Origin of the sequence: Caryophanon latum (assembly GCF_001700325.1) — a bacterium.
Taxonomy (GTDB): Bacteria; Bacillota; Bacilli; order Bacillales_A; family Planococcaceae; genus Caryophanon; species Caryophanon latum.
Genome location: NZ_MATO01000031.1, coordinates 26130 through 50198 on the forward strand (window position 1 = coordinate 26130; position 24069 = coordinate 50198).

Here is a 24069-nt window from a genome sequence, read left to right on the forward strand (position 1 = left end):
TGCGTCAACGTTTGAAACAGCTTAATTGAGGTGGCTATGGAAATTTTTTTTACAACGATGATCGAGGAGCGCCCAGCAATCGGGTTGCTGCTTGCCTTTTGTTTACTCGCGGTGCTGTCGTGCGTGCCGTTTTTGCCAACTCCGCTCGTCGTCGGTTTGCTTGCGACGCAGTTTGATTGGTACGTCGCATTTGCCGTTAGTCTTGCAGGTAATATTGTCGGCTCGCTCGCGATGTTTTTATTCATGCGCAAGCTGCTTCGGCAATACGCGGCCAAGCAGCTCGCCAAATATACGTACGGCAAACAATTTGAATTATTCATGCAGCAGCACGGATTTTTAGCAGTGCTAATCGGGCGCATTATTCCGATTATGCCGTCTGCCGCGCTCAACACAATTGCGAGCGTGACGGGCATTTCGTTTACCGCATTTTGCGTCGCGACGTGCATCGGGAAAATGCCGAACTTGCTCGTTTATTCACTAGCAGGTAGCGAGCTACAAAACAGTCCGATGTTAACGACTGCGTTCGTCTTATTGTACGTCATCGTATTAGGTGCGGCGGCTAAAGCTGTAAAGACGCATATTGGAGGAACGGTGCATGCCGATTGATGAAATGAAAACGGCGGCGTATTACGAAGCGCTGCAAGTGGATGTGTGCGATTGTCTATATTGTCGCAATTTTTACGAGGCGGTGAACGAAACGGAGCTCGGTGCGTTCCTTCAGCGGTGGGGCGTGCATATGAATCAGCCGCGGCATTTAAGTCATTTTGATGAGGAGCCGATGCATCGTTACATCGGTGAATATGTGTTAATCGGTGACATGCCACTTGAACAGACGACGGCGCTAACATTTGAGCGACACGGTGAATACATCATCGCGCAATTCGATCTCGTCGTGCCGTGGGTATTGGCATAAAAAATAGGTGATGCTAGCGCGTGCTAACATCACCTATTTTGTTTACCAAAGTGGTGGTGGTAAGTCGTCTTTTTGCAGCGGCATATACTCAGTACGGTACGGCAAAATGTAAAGGACGATAAACAAACCACCCGCGACGAACAACGCGACAACGTACCAGTAATAAAGCGTCGTGTATTGCAGCAGCATGAGGGCTGGAACCCAAACGTATGACGCACTATCTGCACCATGATACGTTTTCGGAGCCATTTTCTCGCCGCATATTGGGCAAATCGGTGTGAGCTTAAAGCCGAGCTTCAGCAACTGTCGGTACGAAAAATACGTGTTGCAGTATGGGCATTTACCTTTATTCGCCCTGCGCGTGAAGTACGTTAATATGCTGACGAAGAAAAATAGGAAGCTCATTGTAAAAAATGCTTCAGCTACGAGCGTGTTCGGTACGATGAGTGTGACGATCCACATCACCGCCATCATCGCTAGTAGAAGCAGTGTACCGATAACGTGTCCTTGCCACATATTGAGCAGCACGCGCAGCCGTTGAATGAGTGGGCGGTTGTCCCAGCGTTTAACGTTGCGAATGCACGTGATGGCGAACAAGTAGCCAATGACGAGCAACAGCTGTGAAATTGTCAACCAAATGACGATGCGCAGTGTAATATCGTCAAACACGATCGATTCTGCCGCGCTCGATAAGCCTGATCTATTCGGCTTCCACATGATGAAAAATAGTGCAAATACGATAAAGGCAGGGAAAATGATACGTGGTGCGAGCGGTTTTTTATACGTGTGCGGCTGCTGCATCGCGATTTTCATTTTCGCCTTTTGACTGTCTGATAGTGTGATGTTGCGTAGTTCCTTTTTCCATTGTTTATGCATCATGTAGCACCTCCCATTCCGTTTGTGGCAAAATCGTTTTTAGCTGTTGGCGCGCTCGTTGCAAGCGGGACTTCACGGTCGATAACGGCAGCTTACAAAGCTCAGCAATTTCATTGACGTTTAGCTCCTCGTAATAATACAGTAGTAATACTTCGCGATATTTCACAGGTAGTTGTAATACGGCGTTCGTCACCTCGGTGCGCTCCTCGGTTGCGACCGCTTTGTGCTCCGCGCTAGCTCCTGATTTGGTGAATGCTTCAAACACGACGGTGCGACGATGCTTCCAGCTGCGCAAATAATCGTAGCTGCGGTTGATCGTCATTTTCGTTAAATACGTCTTGACCGAGGCACGCCCATCGTATTGGTTCGTGCGGTAAAAATTGAAAAACACATCTTGCACAACTTCCTCCGCCACTTGTAAATCTTTCGTATAAATAAAAGCGATGCGGTATAAGTAATCGCTATGCTCATCAATGAGTGCATCAATATCCATGTGCGTCCCCTCCTTTTTATTTACTATACGTAAAAAATGCAGACGAGGACGCAAATATGAAAAATTATTTGACTATTTCATGGCGATTTGCCAATTCTTCCATATATTTTCGTACTGTAATACATATGTAAAATGTTCCAATCGGTTATAATGTAGTTATTAAGTAGCGTATAAATGGGGGATTTAGGTGAAAAGGTATATCTTAAAAATCATGATCGGTATGGCGACGTTATCGTTAGTTGCATGTAGTGAGGAGCAAGTAAGCGAAACGGTCGAAATGAAGCAGTTTATTGAGGAAAATGGTAAAACGGGCTTAACGAAGGAGCAAGTGAGCGAAATATTTGGCGAGGCGAGTGCTATTGGTGAAATTAGTGGTGAGGAAGTGTGGCTGTATGATGATGGCGGTGAATACGAGCATTCTTTTTCAAACATTACGATCGATGCGTTTGAAGAAGGGAAAGTCGATTACCAGCTGTACGTCGTATTTGTGAATGACTTAGCATATCGATATTCGTACATTTATGAGCAAGAAGATGAGCTTTGGCAGCTGCAGCTTATGCCAGGTGGTGAAGAGCCGATTCATGCGAAAGTAAACGTGCAATAAAATGTGCGATTTTTTACGAAATATGTGGTACGCTTATCATATTTAAATGATAGGAGTTTTCAATGATGACGAATCCAGCACAAATCGAATATAACGGTTTAATTTTATTGCATGCGTATTTACAGCGCTTTTACGTAAACGAAAATACGCAGCTATTACTCGGCTATAGTTCAGACGGCGAAAATTTAAAGCGTGCCAAAGACTTTATGGATGAAGTGAACTTAATGATTACGATGTTTGAGGACACGAAGGAGCTTGCGACGACGCAATATGCACGCCTTGTGAAAATTCAAGAGGACGTGCTTGAAACACTTAACGATTATTTTAAAGACGATGACGACTTCCGTTACAAAGTAGCACTCGTTGCATCAGCACTGTACGGCGAGCGCTCAATGAATGCACATATTATTCGTCTCGGTCAGCTATTTGACGTAGAAGTCGGCCCTGATTTTGAAAAGCGTATTCCGTTTTACGTCGAACGCACAAAAGCGATGAACGCCGTTGTACATATGATGCGTCAAGACGAGGCGCTACCGGAAAAAATGATTGAAACGATTGAACTTTGGTACGGTGGTATGGACAAGCAGCGCGACAAAGTAATTGGCGATGCACAAAAAATTAAGCCGATGCTGTCGGTGCGCCACGGTAAATATGCATAGTGAAAAGGTGTAGCAAGTTACATTGCTACACCTTTTTTATGTGGCACATTATAATAGAAAGAAACATTAAATGAGGGAACGAACGATATGAAAAATGTAATAAGTAACGTCGTGCAATTTCGTGGTACACACTATGACTTCGGAGTGTATCAAGGGCGAATGATTGCGAACACGCCGTTTATGAAAAATCGCGAGCTAATGGCTGCACGCATGCTGAAAAAATTTGTCGTTGATGTGCCGTACGTGCAATCGTTGCTCGTGCAATTTGCGCCGCAGCTACTCGATGAAATACGTGGGCTACAGGACGCCTTATTACTGACAGAGGACGAGGCATATGTGCAGTTTGCTGGGTATTACGCGAATCAGCGAAGCGGCTGCTCGATTATGATGACGGACCGCTATATGATTCGCAATTACGATAACGATCCTGTTACGTATGATGGGCGCTACGTCTTGTTCGCTCCGACAGATGGCGGCTATGCGACGATCGGCCCGACGATGCAAGTAACAGGGCGCACAGATGGCATGAATGAGCACGGCTTGTCGATGGGCTATAATTTCGTCAATTCGCGCTCGCACGGTGATGGCTTCGTCTGTAATATGATTGGGCGCATCGTATTACAAACGTGCCGCACGACGAATGAAGCGGTTGCGCTATTAACAGCGATTCCACATAAGCATGCGTTTAACTATTGTGTCGTTGATGCACACGGTGACGCAATCGTCGTCGAAGCATCAAGCCGCAACGTCACAACACGTCAGTCGCTCGCTTGCACGAATCATTTCGAAAAGCTGACCGACGAAAATCGTTACCGCACGGAAGATTCACTTCGACGCACACAGCTAATGAACGACGCACCGCATACGCAGCTTGCTGATGCATATGCGACATTAAACGACGTAGCACGCGGTGTATTCGCAACGAAATACGGCGCATGGGACGGCACGATTCATACCGCCATTTACGAACCAGCAACGAAGCGCGTCGGCATTTCGTTCGGCAGCGACCGCCCACCGATTATGCTACCATTTGCACAATGGCTACAAGGTATGCCGCTTCATATGACGAAGCTAAAAGGGCAGCTCGCATCGACGCATGGATTTGCGAATGAAGCAACATAAAATAAGACCAAGCGATTTTGTTCGCTTGGTCTTTTTGCGTTAAAACAATGAACTTTGAAATGATAATTGTGCAGGTAATTCGTTTTGTTGGATTTGACGTGCAGCATAGTCGGCAATTGGTTGAGCAATCGCACGAGCAAGCAGTACAGGAACAGCATTGCCGATTTGTTTATAAATTTTGTCGAGCTGACCGTTTTCGTTTTTCGTCGGTGCGCCGCTGCTGAATTCGTACCAGTCTGGGAATGTTTGAATGCGCGCGATTTCTTTGACGGACAGACGACGATTTTCAGTACCTTGGAATTGCCAATCGTCTTTGCCAACTTTTATCATCGGCTCGCCGCCTGGATGCATCGGTGCTTGGCGACCAGACGCTTGGATTGTGAAGCTTTGCTCGTCCCAACTTTTTTTACGGTTACGTGACATGTAAATGCTTGAGAACGAAGCGTCGTCATAGTAAGGACCAGGATTCGCTTGTAAGTCGCCAATTGCATCGTGCAATGTGACGAACGGTTTTAAATGTGGTGCATCACCATGCGTTGGCTCAGGAAATACGTAGTCAAAATCAACATCGTGACGTACGCCGACGAGGAATACTCGCTCGCGTAACTGTGGCACGCCGTAATCGCGCGAGTTGACGAGCTCATATTTCACGTTGTAACCTGCTGATGCAAAGTCTTCAACGATTTGACGCACAACTTCACCTTTCCCGAGCGTCATCATGCCTTTTACGTTTTCTGCAATGAAAAATTCAGGCTTCGTTTGCATGAGCGCACGAATGAAATGAATGTATAAAAAGTTGCGCTTATCGTCTAGTAAGCGAGGGCCTGCCTCTGAAAAGCCTGGACACGGGAAGCCACCGAGCATGACGTTACATAATGGAAAGTTCGCCACTTTGCGAATGTCTTTTTCGTGCTGAATGACGTGTGATGGGAAGTTTAATTTGTACGTTTCGTTCGCTTCTTTAAACATGTCGTTCGTGTAAATGGTGTGGAATACGCTTTCATGGCGTAATGCTTCGTACGTTTCTTTTGATTGGAAAGCTTCAAACGCGGCTTCTTCACCGATAGCTGTTACAAGACCAGCAAGCTCGAAGCCTAAGTCTAAGCCACCACAGCCCGAAAACAGCCCGGCCATATTATATTTTTTCGGCTTGTACTGAATGTGTTGAAGCAATAATTCATCGGCCGGATCATCAATAATGAGTGCAGTTTCTTCTTCGATTTTCTCAAGTAAAATTGCTTGAATGTGCTCTGTCGAAAGGTTTTGCAATGGCTTCACTTTACCTCTACCTCTAGTGCTACTATTTTGTTCCATAAACATCTTCCTTTCAAAAAGTGCTTTTTTTATTTTAACATATTTTTTCGTGGAACAGTTGTTGGAAACTTTACTGGAAGTGGCGTATGATAAAAGGATATGCATGGTTGAAATTTCAGGAAAAAGGTGAAGTCGATGTCAGTGAAAACGGATCAATTTGAAGAAAATATTGCGGAGTTTATCGCGCAGCAGCAAGCATTACCAGCAAAATTACCGCAGTGGATGATCGCGTTAAACATACAACCAAATGCAAAAATTGTAAGTGCGAAGCGTGTCGGCAGTAAAAATGCGAAGACTGATATTCTCGTTACGTTTGCGAACGGCGCGCCACTGAAAATTTCTGCTAAATTGACAAACGCTGATTACTTCGGCAATTGGTATTCGCATAAACGTATTGTACGAGAGTTTGGCGAACATGCATTTCAACGACTCGTCAGCGATTGTACGCAATGGGCAAATGAATGGAAGCATACAAAAAATGCGTCAATCTTTGTAGGGGTAAGTGTTAGTTTTGGGAAACGTAGTGGACTGACAGCGCGCGAGTTTACTGACGTATTTACATATGAGGACATTGTGAAAGTCGTTGCAGGCGTAGGTGAAGGCGATGACGTTGCAAACTGCTTATATCAAGGTTCACAACTACCTGAAACGATTGAAGACTTACTATCATTTTTACAGCCAATCAATGAAGAAACCGTTTTAGCATTAAGTAAAAATTTTAAAGTGGCATATCGTCCGATTAATCCGATGACCGAAGACTCAAATCGTGGCAAATGTAGCTATGCGAAGTTTCAGCCGTACAAACAGCTTGTCGAACAAACGACGGTGACAACACTTGAACAGTTGAATACGTTAGGTGAGTACGTTGAAGTACAATACGATTCGACTAATCATAACCACATATTGCGAGAGCTAGAGGCCGAGTACAATATTGTCATTCCAAAAAAGGTGAAAACGAAAAAAACAACATAACAAAGAGGCAAAGCGAGAAATTGCTTTGCCTCTTCTTCATTATAAAAACTCATCGACATCATCTTTTTGCACTTGTATGTAATGCTCCATAATCGTTTGATGGGACTTATGCCCAGATTGCTTGGCGATCGTTGGGATGTCGGCGCCTTTATTGTACATCGACGTAATTTGCGTTTTGCGGAATGTGTACGGTGCGAAGCCGAGCCATTTGTTCGTTGAGCGATTGTAGCTGCTTTCGTGCATTTTGACGCTATGGTAATGCCCCCATTTATCCATTTTCCCGACGAAGTAATGCTCTGGCTGAAGGTCAAACGTGCGACGGTAGCGCTCAATCGCTTGGACGCATTCGAGTGTGAGGCGCTTTTCAATCATCGAGCCTTGCTTCGTTTGCATGACCCATACAGTGCGGTTCGCTAAATCGAAATCTTTCATTTGAATGCGCACCATTTCGGTCGGGCGGCATGCGGTAATGAGATTTACTAAGCAAATGGCACGAATGCGAATGTCGCTCGGGTCGTCGGTGTCGAAGCGGTCGATCAGGCGCAGCACCTCGTCTTGCTTTTCAGCGCGTTGTCCGATTTGCGGCTTTAAGCGTAAAAATTCCGGCTCGTTATACAGCGAGCGCACGAGACGAATTTCCTCTAGCTCAATTTCAGTCGGCTGCAAACCGAGCGATTTTAAATAAAATTTCACTCCAGCGAGGCGGCGTTCAAATGTCGATAGCTTAATGTGCTGTACTGTAAGCGAATAATGTAAGTAAAGTTTTAAGCTGTCGTAGCTTGCATGCAAATGTTGCTCCTCGCAAAACACAATGAAATGTTTAATGTCATATTTATACCGATCGTGACGTTTTTGTTGCATTTTTTGGACGTCATCGGCTGCTTTTTTTTGTAGAAGCGTCGGATGTAAATGCAGTACGTTTTCTTCCAATGATCTACACGTCCTTTCGTATCGAGCTTATGTTCGCTTTTTATTGTATCGAAAAATGGCACATTCGACAAACTTTTACTGCGTCAGGAATTAAGTAATGTTTATTTAAGTGGGACAATAGGTAAAACAATAATAGGCGGTTATGAATATTGTCTTAATATATTATACTATAACTAGTATATAAGTTTGTAGTTTGCAAGCTAATGTCGACGTAAAAGGAGTGCTTGACGTAGCGGCGACTTTGACAAAGCTTGCATCGATGTGGAAGCAACTTCAGGTGATGTTGATAGTCTGATAAAAAGTGCATTTTACATACGTAAAGTAATAGACAACATTCCAATGTAAAGTAGGGAGCAATGTGAAAAACTTACCGTTAAAATTATTCCTCAGCTTAGTTATATTTGCCTTTATTTTAATTTTTACGATGGTTGTCACGACGACGAAGCTATTTTTAGACAATGTAATCGAGGAGCAACATAAGCAGCGTGAAGTAATTGAGCGAAACATTTTCATGCAGCTAAGTGAAATGGATAGTGCGCATGCGTATTTTAGTCAGCTAGAAGATGAGGAAATGCGCAAAGGCTTATATGAGCTGCGAGACTATTATGAGGAAAATCCAGACGTTCATACGTGGGATTTAGAGGAAATTGCAAAAAAATATGCACCGCGTGAGTTTTACGTCATTAATGCCGAAAATCAAGTCGAGGTGACGACGCATGAGCCGAGTGAAAATTTCGATTTCAATGAGTGCTGTTCTGAGTTTGTGCGACTCATTCAAGAGCGGCTGCCGACTGATGAATTTTATTTTGACGGGCTTGAAAATTCAGCGGCGACGCGTGATGCGTGGATGTATAGCTACTTAGCAACGCCCGATCATCGCTATTTACTTGAGTTTGGCATTCGCTTTGGCGATACGAGTGTGGCGAAATATTTCGGCTACGAGGAAACGGTCGATAATTTGTTAGCGAACAACGAAGGGCTGCGAGATTTGCGCATTTTAACGTATGAAGGGTTCGCGTTAAACTTCTCGAGTGATTTAATGACGGTTGATGATTTAAATGCGGACATACGCCGAGCTTATTACAACGCGATTGAGACAGGTAAAGTAGCTGAGGTGAGAAAGACGTTACAAGACGGCTATATCGAAACGCACCGCTTCTTGCCGTACAAAGCAGAGGAGACGCGCGGCAATGCGACGCAGCGAATCATTTATGCGAAATACGACAACATCGAAGAGCTTGCCATTTCAGAAAAAAATAGTCGCATTTTTTCATGGATGGCAGGTGTCGGCATCATTACCGCCGTCATTGCGATGCTCATCATTTTAAAAATTTTTACGAAGACGATTCGCCTCGCTACATACGATACGTTAACAGGTGCATACAATCGCGCGTCGTATTTACAGCATATGAACTCGCTCATTGAAAGTCGAGGGGCGAACCCAATTGGCTTAATGCTCGTCGATTTAGATAACTTCAAAAAGCTAAACGATGAATACGGGCATGCAGAAGGTGACGTCGCACTGCGCGAGTTGACGACGATTTTAAAAGACGTCGTACAAAAGAAAGGCTATGTCGTACGCTTCGGTGGCGACGAGTTCGGCATCGTCTATGAACGCGCGAACGAGGACAAGCTTCAGGCAGCGGCACAAAACATTTTGCAGCGCGTTCGAACCCAGCACGACAAAAATCCGCTCTGGGCGATTTTATCAGTGAGCATTGGGGCAACGTTGCAAAAGGAAAGCCGTGAAGCGGAGCTCGAACTGTTTAAGCGAGCGGACGAGGCGTTGTACATGTCAAAGCGTCAAGGGAAAGACACGTATACGTATTTATTACATGACGAAAAGCGCAACGATTAATTTCGTGCGCTTTTTTCATATTCATTAATGATTTAATGTATTAAAACATAAAAAGGTTAAAACATCGCAAGTAACACGAACCAAATGACCGGAACGAACAGCGCTGGCAACATGTTTAGCGACTTGCTATCTTTAATGCCTAAAATCGCAAGCCCCGAACTTAAAATGAGCACGCCACCGACAATGGAAATTTCGGTCATGAGCGCATCGGTTAAAAACGGCTCAATGTAGATCGCCGCTACGTAAATGCCGCCTTGCCATAATAACAGCACGACCGCAGAAAGTGCGATGCCAAAGCCGTACGTCGCCGCAAGTGCCATCGACGTCACAAGATCGAGCGTCGCGTTCGTAAATAAATATGTATTGTTATCGTAAAGTGCGCTTTCGACCGGCCCTAAAATCGATAGCGTGCCGACACAAAATAATAAAATCGCCGTCGATAGCCCTTTACTTAAATCGCTTTTTGAAAACTTGCCGACGAGCTGCTGAAACTTTTCATCGATATTCAAAATTGTTCCGACAAGCCCACCGATTGCAAGGCTCATAATGAAGAGCACGGGGTAGCTGCTGTTTGGCATATTTTGCACGACCGCATTGATGCCGAGCGCAGTTGCCGCAAAGCCCATTGCGGTAAACAGCGCCGTTTGATATTCCTCCTTAATGCCCTTTTTCAGCAAGCTTCCGACAGCGCTGCCAATTAAAATCGCCGCGACATTTGTAAACGTTCCAATCATATGTAAAAACTCCCTTCGTTTCATAGTATAAGGGAAACTTATTCACGTTTATAGAGAATTTATATTCCTTTGCTACGATAGCAACCGAGGAGGAGAGTTATGAATAAATTTTTACACCCGATTACCGACTGGGTTTCAACAAAGCGCGGTATGTGGATTACAATTATCGCGTGGGTTGTGCTCATGGTTGGCATTAGCGCCGGCCCGATGCTTAGCGAATATAAGGTAACGAACTTCCAATCATTACCTGACGACGCGGCATCCATTATTGCCGAACAAAAAGTTGAGGAATATTTCCCAAATGACGGCGGGACACCAGGCATTTTAGTGTTTACGAATGAACAAGGTGACATTGACGTCGAGGAAGTGAAAACGATTTTAGCCGCGATTGAAGCGGAAAACATCGAAGGCATCGACGAAATCGTCAACATTGCGACACTTCCACAGCCTGCTGTCGAAAGCTTTATTTCAGAAGATCGTACGACGATGATGGTGCCAATGATGCTAGAAGCAAACTTAGGCAACAGCGCGTATTCGGAAATTAACGACCACGCAACGGAAATCGGCACGAAAACAGCCGAGTCGCTGCAAAGCACACAGTTTTACATTACCGGTCCAGCCGGCATTGCGGGGGATACGACGAAGCTGTTTGAGCAAGCAGACTTCACGCTATTGCTTGCGACAATCGGTATTATTTTAGTGTTACTAATCGTCATTTATCGCTCGCCACTACTTGCATTCATTCCATTACTGGCAACGGTTATTATTTATCAAGTGGCGAACCAATCTGTTGCGTTAATGGGCGCAGCAGGGCTAGAAATTAACAACTCGACGACATCGATTATGAGCATTTTACTATTTGCGGCCGTGATCGATTACTCGCTATTTGTTTTCTCGCGCTATCGTGAGGAGCTAAATCATTACGAAAGCAAATACGAGGCGATGAAATATGCGATGCGCGCAACAGCGGAGCCGGTATTTTTCGCGGGTGGTACTGTACTTGCGGCGATGCTTATTTTATTTTTCGCAGACTTCCGCGATTACCAAAACTTTGCGCCGATGTTCGGTATGGCACTATTTGTCATTATGCTCGGCTCGATTACGCTTGTTCCGGCATTGTTCACGCTGTTTGGGCGTAAAGCGTTTTGGCCAAAAGTTCCAAAATACGGCGCACATGAACAAGTGAAGCACGGCATTTGGGGCCCAGTAGCGAAGTTCGTTGTTAATCGCCCAGGCATTTCAGGTGGGATTGTCGCGCTATTAATGGTTGTTATGGCGCTGAACGTATTCAACTTAAAGTTTGAGTTTGATACAGTAAAAGCATTCCCAGAGGATTTACCGTCACGTGTCGGCTATGAAATTGTAGAGTCGAAATTCGATAAAGGCGAACTTGCACCGACGACGTTTTTAGTTGAAGGGGACGCGAATATTACCGCGAATCAAGTGACGGCTTTAACGAGTTTATTAGAAGGGCAAGACGGCATCGCATCGGTTCGCTTCCAAGGGCAAACAGATGACAGGCAAAATTTAAAGTATAGTTTATCGCTGGATGAAAATCCGTATTCTCCAGAAGGTATGGCGGTAATTGAGGAGCTGCGTATTGAGGCGGACGCGATGCTTGCACAAGTGAACATTGAAGGAACGCCGCATTTTGCTGGTGTGACACCGAAGCTTGTCGATGAGCGTGACGTGAACAATAACGACATCATTAAAATTGTCGTGCTCGAGACGGTATTAATTTTAGTATTACTGCTATTTTTAACGAAATCATGGAAAATGCCATTGTATATGATGGCGACGATTTTAGTTTCATACGTCGCGGCACTCGGCTTCGGCTTGTTCCTTGTCGATGTGCTGTTTGGCTACGAGGCAGTGAGCACACGCGTACCAGTGTATGCGTTCATCTTCCTAGTCGCGCTCGGCATTGACTACAACATCATTTTAGTGTCACGCTTTATCGAGGAGCGCAAAACACGCAAAGTAAAAGATGCACTCGAAATGGCAATTCGCAACACAGGCGGCGTCATTTCATCAGCAGGTGTCATTTTAGCGGCAACGTTTGCGGCATTAACGACGATGCCAATTGCCGATTTATTCGTATTCGGCTTCATCGTCGCAGTCGGTATTTTAATGGATACGTTTTTAATCCGTGGCATGTTGCTGCCGGCGCTCATTTTATTTTTCGAGAAAGATAAGTAACAAAACCGTATAACAGTTCACGAAGAAGGTGTTTGAGGCGATGACCTCGAATGCCTTCTTTATTCGAAGCAGCTGTATCTTCATACAAAAAACAAAGCGTGCCAACATCAACTGTTCGCACGCTCTTTTTTGTTTACACTTTAAATTTCGACATCACTTGCTTTAACTCGGCAGCGTTTGTGTTTAAGCTCATCGCAACGCTGTTAATTTGTACCATTGTTGCGGATTGCTCCTCGGTTGCTGAGGCGATCGATTCGAAGCTTTCCGACGATTCTTTCGCGCTCGCTGCAATTTCGGATACGGCAGCTGTAACTTCTTCAGCGCTTGCGGAAATTTGCTCAGAAGCGGCTGAAATTTCTTGCACTTGCCCAGTTAACGTTTGGATCGTCGTTGAAATCGTTTCAAACGCGTCACCGGCATTTTTAATGATGTCTACCCCTTGCTCGACGGAAGAAAGCCCGTTGCCGACTGCGCTTTCGACATTTTTTGTACCTTCTTGAATTTGTTTCGTTAAGCTGACGATTTGCACCGCTGATTCGTTCGACTGTTCAGCAAGCTTACGTACTTCATCGGCTACGACTGCGAAGCCTTTGCCATGTTCGCCTGCACGCGCCGCTTCGATTGCCGCATTCAGTGCAAGTAAATGCGTTTGTTCCGTAATCATCGTAATGACGTTAATCATTTGCCCGATTTCTTCAGATTGCTTCGAAAGCTCTTTTGTAACAGCAGAAATGTTCGACGTCACTTCTGCAATTGTTTCCATTTGTAGCTCTGCTTGATGAATCGTCGACACACCGTGATGGGCATCGTCGTTCATGTTCATCGTGTTCGTCAGCAACTCCTGCGTCGATTCTGAAATACGTTGCACCCCAGCCGACGTTTCAGCCATTGCGTACGAGCACTCAAGCGCGGCAATTGTCGTGCTGTTTGCGAGCTCGGACGTATGTGTCACGTTCGTTGCGACTTCATCCGATGCTTGTGCGATTTCCTCTGTACCTGCAGCTAATTGCTCGGCAGCTGCACTCACTTGCCCTGTGCTTGCGTGAACGTTTTGCAAAATATCAATTAAGTTTTGCTTCATTTCGTTAAATGCTTTTGACAATACGCCAAGCTCATCTTTTGATTCATATACGTAATTTGGCTGTGTTAAGTCACCCGATGCCATAACAGCTGCTTGCTCGCTAAAATGATGAAGCGGCGTGACGATATTGCGGCGAACGAAGACGCTTAAAATAGCAATGGCAACTGTGCCAATTAGCAAGCCGATTATGGCGAGCACGGTTGAAAATGTAACCGCATCTTTCGTATCGCTTTCCGTTTCGGCTAAAACGGTCGTTTGTGTTTCAAGTAGCGACACTGTTAAATTGTAAATGTCGCTATTAGCGTTTGAAAAATCTTCATTAATGAGTACGAGAGCTTGTTCGAACTGTCCGTTATCGATTGTCGATACGACGCGGTTTGCGGCATCAATAATCGTTGCTGTTGACGTTTGTAAGCTCGCTAAAATGTCCTTTGAGTAATCATTTTCATACGATTGTAAAGTTGTTACTTGGTCTTGTAGCAGCGTGTTGTAATGCTCCAAACGGTCTAAGTTGAAATCGGACTGCTCTAAATAGTATGCACGTAAAAACATTCCTTGTGTCGCAATGGCACGTTGAATTTCTTTGCCAATAATCGTTTCTTGCACCGTATGATCGACTAAATGCTCGACGTTGTTTTCGACAGACGCGAAATTATAAATGGCAGATCCACTAGAAATCGCAAAAATAATAAAAATCGCTGAAAACCATAAATTAAACTTTTTTTTGACCGACATAGAACATTCTCCTTTCAATTCACTCTTCATCAAATATGTGGATAGTTTTGCGTGCGCATCCACACATATGTATCGATTTATAAACAATTAGCGAGCGCTAACGTTTTGAAACAGGCAAGAAGACGTACGCAGCCTCTATGTATGCTTTGCTTCATGTAATTGTTTCAGTTTGAGGAGTTTTCGTCACATATTGCGTTAATGCAAATGCCTACATCGATGAATGAACCATATATTTTTATTAAACACTACCACTATTTTAATGTATCGAAAACTTGTATACAAGATACTTCGTAGTCTTTTTTATTAGGATACGTGCATGGAATGAATTTCAAATGCAGTATATTAACATGTATTGTTCTTATAAAAATCCAAAAGACCTACATAGAAAAAACAGCATGCATAATAGATGTACCTGTTTTTAACGTCAATGAAACTAGTCAATTGTCGCATGACGAAACTTTCCTCGCAGCGAGACGTATATACAATGTACGTTTCAATGGACAGAATGAAAAGGAGCGATTGTTGTGAACAAACAGGAACTAACAGATTGGGTGAAGTCGATTGTCGTCGCGTTTGTCTTTGTCATGGCGATGAAAACATTTATTTTTGCGCCGACGTTCGTTGATGGTGCGTCCATGATGCCGACGTATGAAGATGGTGACCGCGTCATTGTCAACCGCATGAGCGACGAGCTATCAGACATTGAGCGCTTTGATGTCATCGTATTTGAAGCACCGATTGGCAAAAACTATATTAAGCGCGTCATCGGGTTGCCAGGCGATCATATTGCATACGAGGACGACCAGCTATACATAAACGATGAGCCGTTCGAGGAAGCATATTTGAATGAGGGGAAAGAGCAGCTACACGATAGCGGCAAATTTACGCAAAACTTCACGCTCGAGCAATTAACAGGCTATGACACGATTCCAGACGGTTACTTGTTCGTGCTCGGTGACAATCGCCGCAAAAGCTTAGATAGCAGACACCCTCGCGTCGGGCTCGTACCGATTGATAAAGTGCTCGGAACGACAGACGTGCGCTTTTATCCGCTCGACAAACTTGGCATCGTGCAATAAACGTATACATTTTGGTCGATATGAAACGTAATGACGACAAAGGGGAGGACTAAACATGAACATTTCGAAATTAAATCATTACAGCTTGCAGCACGAATCGACAATTCAGCTACAGCATCGTCAAAAATCAAGCGATATTCAAAAGATCGAGCAGCAAATGAAAGACAAGCTGCCAAAGACGACGCTGCACGTTTCCTCGACAGATGCGGTGCCAAAGCTCGAAGCAAAAATCGGAGGGCACGCGAAGCATTTTCAGTTCATTCAAGACATTGAAGAGCTTAGCGCCGACGACAAAAAGAAAATCGACCAATTAGTAATGTCGAGCTTGCGCATGCGAAGCGACGGAACAGACGATTTCATGCAAATGAACACGGCACAATCGATCGCGCAACTAAAGCTCATTACCGACAAGCTCATTCCGTCATCGCATCAGGAAGAAATGCATCAGGCGATTCAAGCGTATGAACGTGATGCAATCGATGAGCATGTGAACATGTACCGCGCTGCACAAAAGGCGATGGATACGCTAAGTGCACAGCTCGGCAAAAGCGACATTTTAGAACGCGGCACGAAAAAAGTACACGAGCAGCACACGTGGATGACAGCAGCATATAGCAACTTAGATTTCACGAACCAATCGACGTTTGTGCAATCGTTTGAAGCGACATTACAAACGTTAACCGAGCATCGCACAGCAACCGATACGTGGAAAACGAGTGTGCTTCGAGCAGATGAAGAAGCGCTCCGTGTCAAATGGAACGACTTTGCGACGCTTTTTAACAACGAATCAGTATTCAAATTACCGACAACGGCACAATCTGCAATCGATATGAAAATTTAACAAAGCGACACAACCTATCGAGCGAATCGGTAGGTTTTTTTGTTGGCAGGAAAGCAAGGGGGGAAGCGGGAATAATAGGAAGGGAGGACATGTCACGATTTACTAAAGATGCTTTTTCGATTAGTTGCTAACACGATCGAACCGACATGGATGAGTAGTTTTTCAAGCGCTGCAAAAGTAGCAATCATGCAAATTATACATAACAGTACATGCGATGGAGTGACATACAACGACATTGGATACAAAAAGAGAACAAAGCCGACAACTTGATTGCTATAAGTATGAAGCATTTCAAACGTACGGTATTTGATGAAGACGATCACGATCGAACCGACTTTAATTACGCCGATTATCACAATCCACATCATGATACTTTCGGTAAGTGGGAGAAATGGAAGTAGCACAAACATCAATACGAGCATCATGATGAAATCTGCAATCGAATCAAGCTTACTTCCGAACGTGCTTTCAGTATGCATTTTTCTTGCGATATAGCCATCTAACATATCAGTAATGCCGCATAAAATATAAACTAGCAAAAATAACATACTTAATGGCGTTATGCATAATAAAGTAATCGACAACACAATTCTTGTGATGGATATGTAATTAGCTATAGCTGTTCGTTTCAAATGGACCACCTCATATTAATTATACTATAGTTGAGCATTTACTTTAGGCGACAGACGATAATCTAACGAAGGAAAAGGAGGAAACAATGTGCAGTTAATTTATTGTTATATCGAGAAATACAAAGCGTTAAACAATGCAGGCATTCATTTTGACAATCGTTACGAATGCAGTGTTGAGAAGAATGGTGAGCAATACGAGCTAACGATCAACAAAGCAGAAGACTTCGACGCACTTCAAAACGTTCACGATTTCGTGTGGGGAGATAGCAACATATCGAGCATAAGTGCGATTGTTGGGGATAATGGTGCGGGGAAGACGACAGTGTTGGAGGTGATAGGGAAGTATTTTAGGGCATACGAAGATTATTCAGATGAGCCGTTTTCAATATTTATTTGTGAATGTACTAAAAGTCGGAATTTAAAAATATTTATACAAGGAAATATTCAGTTAGAACAAATAAGCATAAATTCGAAAATGAAATGTTGTATTTTCGATTTAAAGAACAAAGAAATTAATGAAGAAGACCAAATGACTGTGGCGTATGTAACTAACATATTAGATTCTAAACACTATTATGGTGCAGCTCTTGATTCTGATAGGTTTATTAAACGAGAAAATAGTAGAAACATAGGTCATATTGAGCTAAGTGAAGGAGCAGTATTAGCCGATGCTCTTGAAGAAAGTATTAAAGAAGGGAAGTATTTGTATAATCCTATAGAAAGGTACTTTTCAAATGAATTTGTAAGGCAATTGCAGTATTTGAAATCATCTAAAGAAAAAAGTTTAAGCTTGCATAGTGTAGAACCTAAAATATTATGGATAAGTATAGAAAATTCAAAGCATCTAATGAGAAGAATCGAATATAATATAGAACCTACTGATAAAGCTATGGAATATATAGATGCGATTAATGAAGTTTTTAAAAAGCTTAGTAATTCAAGTGAAAATAGTTTTATCCGTAATTTGATGATTTGTTTCATACAAGAGGTACGTTTGAAATCCAGACTACAATTTGAACTTTATGCAGAAGAAAAAAGCTTGAATTTTTTCAGAACGGTCACAGAAGATAAAAAAAATTTGTATGCTAACCCCATAGAAGTATTTGAAAGATTTTTTAAAATATGTAGAGAATCTAAGTTTGATGAAGTATTAGAGATACAGCCATATGTAGATGTAATTGAATCATTTAAAAGGAATAAAAAAATATTATTTGAAAGTGAATTTCCATGGTTGATACCTATAAATCTAGACAAAAATACTAATAAAGAAGCATTGTTAGATTTTTATGAATGTATTGAAAAAGTACCGCTTTTTATATATGACAAGTTTATTAGTTTTGAATGGGCTGGTATTAGTTCAGGTGAGTATGCTTTATTCAATCTATTTTCTAAACTATATAGAGTATCAGAAATGATTAATGGTCGCTATAATTTAGCTAAATATACAAGGAACCCTAAAAGCTGTTTGATTTTACTAGATGAATGTGAAATTACGTTACATCCACAATGGCAAACTCAAGTCATTGACAAGATAACCGAATTTTTTAAAGAAATGATAGATGATCCAAATATGAAAATTCAAATTATCTTGACGACCCATTCGCCTATTCTTCTTTCGGACATGCATCAATCAAATGTCGTTTATATGAGACAAGAAGAAACGTTAGAAAAGAGTTCAAATAAAGATGAACAACAACAAGAAAAACAAATTAAGCTTGTTATTGAAAGTGGACGCACACATAAACAAACATTCGCACAAAACATTCACGAGCTGTTTACGGACGCATTTTTCTTAAAACATACGCGTGGTACGTTAGCTGAAAATACATTAGATAAAATAAATCAGCAGCTAGAGAACATGGAAAAGAACGGCATGAATGAAATAGCAAATTCCACGACGTTACGACAGCTAGCTGATGTTATCGATCATATTGGTGAGCCAGTGCTGCGTAATTTTTACAAAGACCGATTGTTAAAACTACATAAGCAATGGGAATCGAAAAAGCTTGAAACGGCGAAAGAAGTATATGCGCAACTGAGTAACGAGGAAAAACGATTGTTCATTGAGCATTTGTTGCAGGAAGCGGACGAGGATTGATAATGAACGAGTAGAGGAAAAGGAGGAAGCGGTAGTGCAGTTGATTTATTGTTATATTGAGGAATACAAAGCGTTAAAAAATGCCGGCATTCATTTTGACAATCGTTACGAATGCAGTGTTGAAAAGAATGGTGAGCAATACGAGCTAACGATCAACAAAGCAGAGAACTTTGAGGCACTTCAAAAAGTGAATGACTTTGTATGGGGAGATAGCAATATATCGAGCATAAGTGCAATTGTTGGGGATAACGGTGCGGGGAAGACGACGGTGTTGGAGGTGATAGGGAAGTACTTTCGTGTAGGATGGAATGTTAAGAGCCAAAAACCTGTTTTTTTCTTATGCATACATGAAAATGAATTTTTAATATATGTAAATGGTATTGATCTAAAATATGTTACATCGAATTTGGATAGTGAAAATGTATGCATATATGAAGTGATATCAGAAGAAATACCTGCTAAGAGACATATGTATATATCTTATTTTACAAATTTATTAGATTCGAGAAATTATTATAATATTGGAGAAGAAAATATGTTGTTAGAAAATCATATGAGTTCAATATTATCTATTATGGGTCATGAAGACTATAGTGTAGGAAATTTACTTTACGAAGCTATAGATAGAAAAAGTTTAGATAAATTCCAAGACATTCCGCTTCAATTTTTTCGAGCAGAGATAAAACATCAATTTGAATATTTAATAAAGAGTAAAGAAAGAGAATTTTTAAGAACAAATTTGGTTGTACCTAAAGCAAAATTCATCGTATTAGAAATGACAAATCTGGGTATGGATTTTTGGTTTAAAGTCGGTAAGATAGGTAAAAAAGAAGACAGAGATATATTTAGATTCAAATCAATCTTAGAGAAGATAAACCTAAATCTATGTGATTTTAAATCAATCTTTTTTTATAATTTAATCATTCTTTTTTTTCATGAATTTTCTTTAAAAATAGGTGACTATAAATTGCTTGCTTCTATTATTCGTGGAACAGTAACTACCATAAAAGAAAGAGAAGTAGAGTCCGAGGTTCTTTTGAATCTCTTAATTAAACAATATAATGATGTTGCTTTAAAGAAAATTAAGTGTAAAAGTAAGAAAGATTTTATTATAAAGTATAAAAATATTACAGATATATTTAATGAAACTAAAGATATTCTGTTTGTACAAGAAACATCTACAAATGCTGTCATAGTTGATATAAATAATGATACATTAGAATATTTTGTTAAATTTTATGGAATCATAGAAGAGTATAGTGACATTCACTTTATTATATTAAAATGGCAAGGATTGAGTACAGGAGAACAAAATTTATTGAATTTATTCTCTAAGTTGATCAAAATAGAAGGTTATAATCATTTAATATTGTTAGATGAACCAGACAATACAAAGCATCCTAGTTGGCAAGTTAACTTGCTTCAAATAATAGTAGATTTTTTTAACACAGTATTTGAAAAAAAAGTACAAATCATTTTCACAACCCATTCGCCAATTATGCTTTCTGACATTCATCAATCAAACGTTGTCTATATGAAGAATCAAAACGATGAAATTATTATCGAAAAAAGCAGCGAGCATTCGGAAACATTCGCACAAAATATTCATGAGCTGTTTAAAGACGCTTTCTTTTTACAAAATACACGCGGAACGTTAGCGAATAATGTGTTAGACAGAATTGAAAAAATGTTGAGCGATGAAGAAGCATGGCAACAACAAGAGCAGTGTTTCAAAACGGAAGAAGAACTAGAAGAAGCGTTGAAAAAGATTGATAAGCAACGTTTAATAAAATCGACTAAATTAAAAGAGCTTGAAAGACAGGAGAAGGAGCTTAAGCAAAAGCAGGAACTGAAGGAAAAGTTGGAGAAACTGCGACCGAAACGTCAAGCAGATTTACATGAATTAGAACCTGTCATTGACCATATCGGTGAGCCAGTGCTGCGCAATTTTTACAAAGAGCGATTGCTGCGACTACAGGATAAATTTGAATCGGATTCGCTAGGGGCAGTGAAGCAGGCATACGATAAGCTGACGAACGAGGAAAAGAAAAAGTTCATTGAGCATTTACTTCAGGAGGCAGACGATGATTAAAATTGAGTTTGGTGAGCAAGAGGAGAAAATAAAAGAACTACATTTAGCATATTATCGCCAATACATCGAGCCGAAAATTAATCAGGCGATTGATGAACCGAACATTTCTTTTTGGAAAGATAAGGATTGTACAAAAGAATGTAAGAAGCTAGTAGACCAACATCGAACATTTTTAAAATATGTCAGCCAACATATATGTAATTTTGCAATTGGTTCAGTTGAGGAATTGGATGAATTAAAGAGATGTATCGAGGCAGATTATTTTCCTAGATGTGAGGAAGCACAACAAAATGACAAAGAGCTTTATGTGAAAGTAAAAGAAAAAAAGCAAACGTATATTCATTATTTGCAACAGTTATTTGGCTATGAGGAGTTTAAAACGAAATCTTTTTATGAAGTTGTCAAGTCAGCGGCAATTGCAAAACGAGCGAAAGAAAAACAGGAGAAAAATAGTAATACTGACATTACAGAATTGAAGAAAGAAACGTATAATTCGGATGTATACGAAGAAATGATTAAGATTTTATATGAATCTTTTCCACATAAACAAGAAATATTTGACAGTTTTCCTCCGAAGAAATCTTATCTAAAAAATGGCGAGTTTGAAAAGGTATTTCAAATGTTAGGGAATTTAGACATTACATACTTAAACTTACATGAGCATCTGGCTGTGTTCGGTGGACGTTGGAATCCCTACTACTTCGTGCTGCTCAGTGGCATTCGCGTTTGTCCGTATTGTAACGCGCAGTACATTACACCCATCTTGTCACCGACAGGCAAGATGCGGGCGGATTTGGATCACTTTTATCCAAAAGGGCAGTATCCGTATTTTTCGATGTCGCTCTTTAATTTAATTCCTGTGTGCAAAAGTTGTAACAGTAGCTTGAAGGGTGAGAAGGAGCTGTCGAGTAAGGTGCATCCGTATAAGGCGAGCGTCAACGATTTGTTTTCGTTTCGTGTTCATTTACAGACGCAGCAGCTGCAAATTTTACAGCATCACGAGGTCGTTCGGGATTATTTGGAGTTGTTTAAAATTGAAGCGACGGCGAGCTATCATGCAGGGCAAGTCGAGGAGCTATTGTTTAAGCAGCGAGCGTACCCGAAGTCGTATTTGAAGGAGCTAGCGGCACAAACGAGGACGACGGTGCGCTATGTGAAAACGCAGGCGATTGGCTATGTACAAGATGAAAAGTCACTAAATGATTCGACGTTTGCGAAGCTGCGACGAGACGTGGCGAAGCAGTTGAACTTCATCGAGCCAATTGATGACGACACGAAAGCGAAATTGCGCAAGCTGGCGAAACAGTTAGGGCATGAATAGAAAAAAGGCTGTTCTAAAAGTCAAACAAAACGGGCATTGGTCTAACACGATATAATGATTATTCATAAGTATTATTAAAATTTGTGTGAAATTAATTCGAAAATATGAAGCGACACTTAAGGAATGTTCACGTTCCCACATGAAAGTTAGGCAACATTTCAAGCAGCGACAAGCATTGTTAAATCAGTGTTTGTTGCTGTTTTCATTAGGAATAACGATCTGAGATGCTGTGAAAAATCATGTTAAGACTGTTCTGAATGAAGGTAACATATCAATACAATCTTAATGAAAAGTTAGACATCGTTATTTCGCTTTTGGAAGGTTTTGCAGTAGTTAATTTTTTAATGATTAAATTGTAAGTTATATTAACCGATAGTAGAATAAATTTGTCTTTTAAGGGGATGCATACAATGAGTGTGAATTTAGACATCAATGTTTTTACGAGTTACGTAGATTCAAAACCTTTTTATGGTGAATATGAAAGACGTATGGAACAAGAGCGACTGGCAAATCAAAAACCATCAGCTCCTTTATCGCAAGAAGAAGCGGCAAAAGTAAAAGAAAAAATCGGTGACGCCGTTGAGTTAACAGAAGAAGCGCGTTCTTTTTTAAGTAATGTAGCAGAGCGTAAAGCGAAAGCACAAGCCTTGCAGCAAGCAGCTCAAAATAGTGCAGTTGGCGAAAACGCTTTTCAATATACGGGCGATTTGAAAAAGCAACATCTTGTCATTAGTGAAGCCTTCTCTAAAATGGGCGTTTACGATGCCATGAGCAATGATGAAGTACGCCAATTCGAACATTTACTAAAGGATATTACAGCTGGCATGGATAGCATTAATGGCGGGAATCGTGATTTGGATCATGAACTGTCACGCGATGCAGCACAAGTTAGTTTTATGTCTTCGGTAGCAGCATTACAGGAATTAGGTAAGAAATATGTTGGAGCAGAACATCAAGAGCGCTTTCAAGCATTGATGGAGGATTATAAAGAGCATAATGCAGCAAATGTAGCGCAGCATATTTCAATACGTGAATTAGCCGCACAAAATATGCAGCAATTCCCAATGTCAAACGCATCTGGCTATCGCTCAAATACAGAGGCGGCCATACGTACATTAGCGAGTGTAACGCATAGTCAAGAACAAACCGAAACGTATCATAACGAACTACTCTCTTTATTTGAACAAATCAAAAAAGATGAGAAACCATTGCGTTCGATTTTTGAAGAAATTAAACAATCAATGTTCGCTCATGCGTCAGGAAATCAAGTCACATCAACGATTAAAGCATATATACAAAATCGTGACGGACAAGAATTAAGCCGATTACAATCATATTGGCAAAAAATTTAATTTAAACTTAACCATTTAACCTTATTAGTTATAAATAAGCAGGTCTGTTGATTAGCCACTTTTATACAGCTGAATCGGTTATTTTCAGCAGAAAAACTGACATAAATGCAGCATTGTAGTGGCATGTAGCGTGCGGCGAGACTCCTTGGGGAAAAGCTCGTGAC

At 41.5% G+C, this 24069-nt stretch carries 21 protein-coding genes; 14 read left to right on the plus strand and 7 right to left on the minus strand.

Annotated elements, in window-relative coordinates; genetic code table 11:
• The first annotated feature begins 36 nt into the window (after positions 1–36).
• Both A6K76_RS07595 and A6K76_RS07600 read left to right on the plus strand, forming a co-directional pair.
• On the plus strand, positions 37–606 hold the full coding sequence (locus A6K76_RS07595; RefSeq protein ID WP_066463689.1) for a TVP38/TMEM64 family protein: 570 nt from the start codon (positions 37–39) through the stop codon (positions 604–606).
• Positions 596–913, plus strand: coding sequence for a hypothetical protein (locus A6K76_RS07600; protein WP_066463691.1), 318 nt, complete (start codon positions 596–598; stop codon positions 911–913). The genes A6K76_RS07595 and A6K76_RS07600 overlap by 11 nt, the downstream gene beginning before the upstream one ends.
• Before the next feature lie 42 nt (positions 914–955).
• Here the strand turns inward: A6K76_RS07600 and A6K76_RS07605 are convergent, their stop codons facing one another.
• Together A6K76_RS07605 and A6K76_RS07610 are read right to left on the minus strand one after the other, a co-directional pair.
• Complete coding sequence (locus tag A6K76_RS07605; protein ID WP_066463694.1) at positions 956–1792, minus strand: hypothetical protein; 837 nt, start codon at positions 1790–1792, stop codon at positions 956–958.
• A complete protein-coding gene (locus A6K76_RS07610; RefSeq protein WP_066463695.1) occupies positions 1782–2282 on the minus strand; it encodes an RNA polymerase sigma factor in 501 nt (166 codons plus the stop codon). The genes A6K76_RS07605 and A6K76_RS07610 overlap by 11 nt, the downstream gene beginning before the upstream one ends.
• A 187-nt stretch (positions 2283–2469) precedes the next feature.
• Between A6K76_RS07610 and A6K76_RS07615 the strand changes: the two genes are divergently transcribed.
• The 3 genes from A6K76_RS07615 to A6K76_RS07625 all read left to right on the plus strand — a co-directional run bounded on the left by A6K76_RS07615 (position 2470) and on the right by A6K76_RS07625 (position 4667).
• Positions 2470–2886 (plus strand): hypothetical protein, encoded by a 417-nt coding sequence (locus A6K76_RS07615; protein ID WP_066463700.1) that lies wholly within the window; start codon positions 2470–2472, stop codon positions 2884–2886.
• Positions 2887–2951: 65 nt separating this feature from the next.
• Entirely contained in the window at positions 2952–3545 is a 594-nt protein-coding gene (locus tag A6K76_RS07620; protein ID WP_066463702.1) for a hypothetical protein, read from the plus strand.
• An 87-nt stretch (positions 3546–3632) separates the two neighbouring features.
• Positions 3633–4667, plus strand: a complete 1035-nt coding sequence (locus A6K76_RS07625; protein ID WP_066463705.1) for a C45 family autoproteolytic acyltransferase/hydrolase — start codon at positions 3633–3635, stop codon at positions 4665–4667.
• Positions 4668–4706: 39 nt separating this feature from the next.
• On the opposite strand, the gene A6K76_RS07630 is transcribed toward A6K76_RS07625, so the two are convergent.
• Positions 4707–5981: a DNA cytosine methyltransferase gene (locus A6K76_RS07630; protein WP_066463706.1), complete on the minus strand. Its 1275-nt coding sequence runs from the start codon at positions 5979–5981 to the stop codon at positions 4707–4709.
• Positions 5982–6116: 135 nt separating this feature from the next.
• Between A6K76_RS07630 and A6K76_RS07635 the strand changes: the two genes are divergently transcribed.
• A complete protein-coding gene (locus A6K76_RS07635) occupies positions 6117–6953 on the plus strand; it encodes a hypothetical protein (protein ID WP_066463709.1) in 837 nt (278 codons plus the stop codon).
• Positions 6954–6992: 39 nt separating this feature from the next.
• Here A6K76_RS07635 and A6K76_RS07640 read toward each other — a convergent pair whose 3' ends face one another.
• Complete coding sequence (locus A6K76_RS07640) at positions 6993–7883, minus strand: tyrosine-type recombinase/integrase (RefSeq protein ID WP_066463710.1); 891 nt, start codon at positions 7881–7883, stop codon at positions 6993–6995.
• A 358-nt stretch (positions 7884–8241) separates the two neighbouring features.
• Here A6K76_RS07640 and A6K76_RS07645 point away from each other — a divergent pair, with 358 nt between their 5' ends.
• Positions 8242–9741, plus strand: a complete 1500-nt coding sequence (locus tag A6K76_RS07645; protein WP_066463711.1) for a GGDEF domain-containing protein — start codon at positions 8242–8244, stop codon at positions 9739–9741.
• Positions 9742–9797: 56 nt separating this feature from the next.
• On the opposite strand, the gene A6K76_RS07650 is transcribed toward A6K76_RS07645, so the two are convergent.
• Positions 9798–10475, minus strand: a complete 678-nt coding sequence (locus A6K76_RS07650; protein ID WP_066463712.1) for a DUF554 domain-containing protein — start codon at positions 10473–10475, stop codon at positions 9798–9800.
• A 99-nt stretch (positions 10476–10574) separates the two neighbouring features.
• Here A6K76_RS07650 and A6K76_RS07655 point away from each other — a divergent pair, with 99 nt between their 5' ends.
• On the plus strand, positions 10575–12674 hold the full coding sequence (locus tag A6K76_RS07655) for an MMPL family transporter (RefSeq protein ID WP_066463713.1): 2100 nt from the start codon (positions 10575–10577) through the stop codon (positions 12672–12674).
• Between the two features lie 133 nt (positions 12675–12807).
• Here A6K76_RS07655 and A6K76_RS07660 read toward each other — a convergent pair whose 3' ends face one another.
• Positions 12808–14490 (minus strand): methyl-accepting chemotaxis protein, encoded by a 1683-nt coding sequence (locus tag A6K76_RS07660; RefSeq protein ID WP_066463715.1) that lies wholly within the window; start codon positions 14488–14490, stop codon positions 12808–12810.
• A 524-nt stretch (positions 14491–15014) separates the two neighbouring features.
• Between A6K76_RS07660 and lepB the strand changes: the two genes are divergently transcribed.
• Positions 15015–15569, plus strand: coding sequence for a signal peptidase I (lepB, locus tag A6K76_RS07670; RefSeq protein ID WP_342669493.1), 555 nt, complete (start codon positions 15015–15017; stop codon positions 15567–15569).
• Between the two features lie 55 nt (positions 15570–15624).
• Positions 15625–16410 carry a hypothetical protein gene (locus A6K76_RS07675; protein WP_066463722.1) on the plus strand — a complete coding sequence of 262 codons (786 nt, stop codon included), beginning with the start codon at positions 15625–15627 and terminating at the stop codon, positions 16408–16410.
• A gap of 92 nt (positions 16411–16502) precedes the next feature.
• On the opposite strand, the gene A6K76_RS07680 is transcribed toward A6K76_RS07675, so the two are convergent.
• The gene (locus A6K76_RS07680; protein ID WP_066463724.1) at positions 16503–17051 is read right to left on the minus strand and encodes a CDP-alcohol phosphatidyltransferase family protein; all 549 of its coding nucleotides are present in this window, start codon (positions 17049–17051) and stop codon (positions 16503–16505) included.
• A gap of 79 nt (positions 17052–17130) precedes the next feature.
• On the opposite strand from A6K76_RS07680, the gene A6K76_RS07685 reads away from it, so the two are divergent.
• The 4 genes from A6K76_RS07685 to A6K76_RS07700 all read left to right on the plus strand — a co-directional run bounded on the left by A6K76_RS07685 (position 17131) and on the right by A6K76_RS07700 (position 23905).
• Positions 17131–19140, plus strand: coding sequence for an AAA family ATPase (locus A6K76_RS07685; RefSeq protein WP_066463726.1), 2010 nt, complete (start codon positions 17131–17133; stop codon positions 19138–19140).
• Positions 19141–19174: 34 nt separating this feature from the next.
• Positions 19175–21232, plus strand: coding sequence for an AAA family ATPase (locus A6K76_RS07690; RefSeq protein WP_066463727.1), 2058 nt, complete (start codon positions 19175–19177; stop codon positions 21230–21232).
• Complete coding sequence (locus A6K76_RS17030; RefSeq protein WP_066463728.1) at positions 21225–22553, plus strand: HNH endonuclease family protein; 1329 nt, start codon at positions 21225–21227, stop codon at positions 22551–22553. The genes A6K76_RS07690 and A6K76_RS17030 overlap by 8 nt, the downstream gene beginning before the upstream one ends.
• Before the next feature lie 410 nt (positions 22554–22963).
• Positions 22964–23905, plus strand: a complete 942-nt coding sequence (locus A6K76_RS07700; protein WP_066463729.1) for a hypothetical protein — start codon at positions 22964–22966, stop codon at positions 23903–23905.
• Positions 23906–24069 lie beyond the last annotated feature (164 nt).

What these genes read in the sequence shown, in the direction of transcription:
- A6K76_RS07595 (WP_066463689.1), top strand. Translation starts at nt 37, where the DNA reads ATGGAAATTTTTTTTACAACGATGATCGAGGAGCGCCCAGCAATCGGG.
- A6K76_RS07600 (WP_066463691.1), top strand. Translation starts at nt 596, where the DNA reads ATGCCGATTGATGAAATGAAAACGGCGGCGTATTACGAAGCGCTGCAA.
- A6K76_RS07605 (WP_066463694.1), bottom strand. Translation starts at nt 1,792, where the DNA reads ATGATGCATAAACAATGGAAAAAGGAACTACGCAACATCACACTATCA.
- A6K76_RS07610 (WP_066463695.1), bottom strand. Translation starts at nt 2,282, where the DNA reads ATGGATATTGATGCACTCATTGATGAGCATAGCGATTACTTATACCGC.
- A6K76_RS07620 (WP_066463702.1), top strand. Translation starts at nt 2,952, where the DNA reads ATGACGAATCCAGCACAAATCGAATATAACGGTTTAATTTTATTGCAT.
- A6K76_RS07625 (WP_066463705.1), top strand. Translation starts at nt 3,633, where the DNA reads ATGAAAAATGTAATAAGTAACGTCGTGCAATTTCGTGGTACACACTAT.
- A6K76_RS07630 (WP_066463706.1), bottom strand. Translation starts at nt 5,981, where the DNA reads ATGGAACAAAATAGTAGCACTAGAGGTAGAGGTAAAGTGAAGCCATTG.
- A6K76_RS07635 (WP_066463709.1), top strand. Translation starts at nt 6,117, where the DNA reads ATGTCAGTGAAAACGGATCAATTTGAAGAAAATATTGCGGAGTTTATC.
- A6K76_RS07650 (WP_066463712.1), bottom strand. Translation starts at nt 10,475, where the DNA reads ATGATTGGAACGTTTACAAATGTCGCGGCGATTTTAATTGGCAGCGCT.
- A6K76_RS07655 (WP_066463713.1), top strand. Translation starts at nt 10,575, where the DNA reads ATGAATAAATTTTTACACCCGATTACCGACTGGGTTTCAACAAAGCGC.
- A6K76_RS07660 (WP_066463715.1), bottom strand. Translation starts at nt 14,490, where the DNA reads ATGTCGGTCAAAAAAAAGTTTAATTTATGGTTTTCAGCGATTTTTATT.
- A6K76_RS07675 (WP_066463722.1), top strand. Translation starts at nt 15,625, where the DNA reads ATGAACATTTCGAAATTAAATCATTACAGCTTGCAGCACGAATCGACA.
- A6K76_RS17030 (WP_066463728.1), top strand. Translation starts at nt 21,225, where the DNA reads ATGATTAAAATTGAGTTTGGTGAGCAAGAGGAGAAAATAAAAGAACTA.
- A6K76_RS07700 (WP_066463729.1), top strand. Translation starts at nt 22,964, where the DNA reads ATGAGTGTGAATTTAGACATCAATGTTTTTACGAGTTACGTAGATTCA.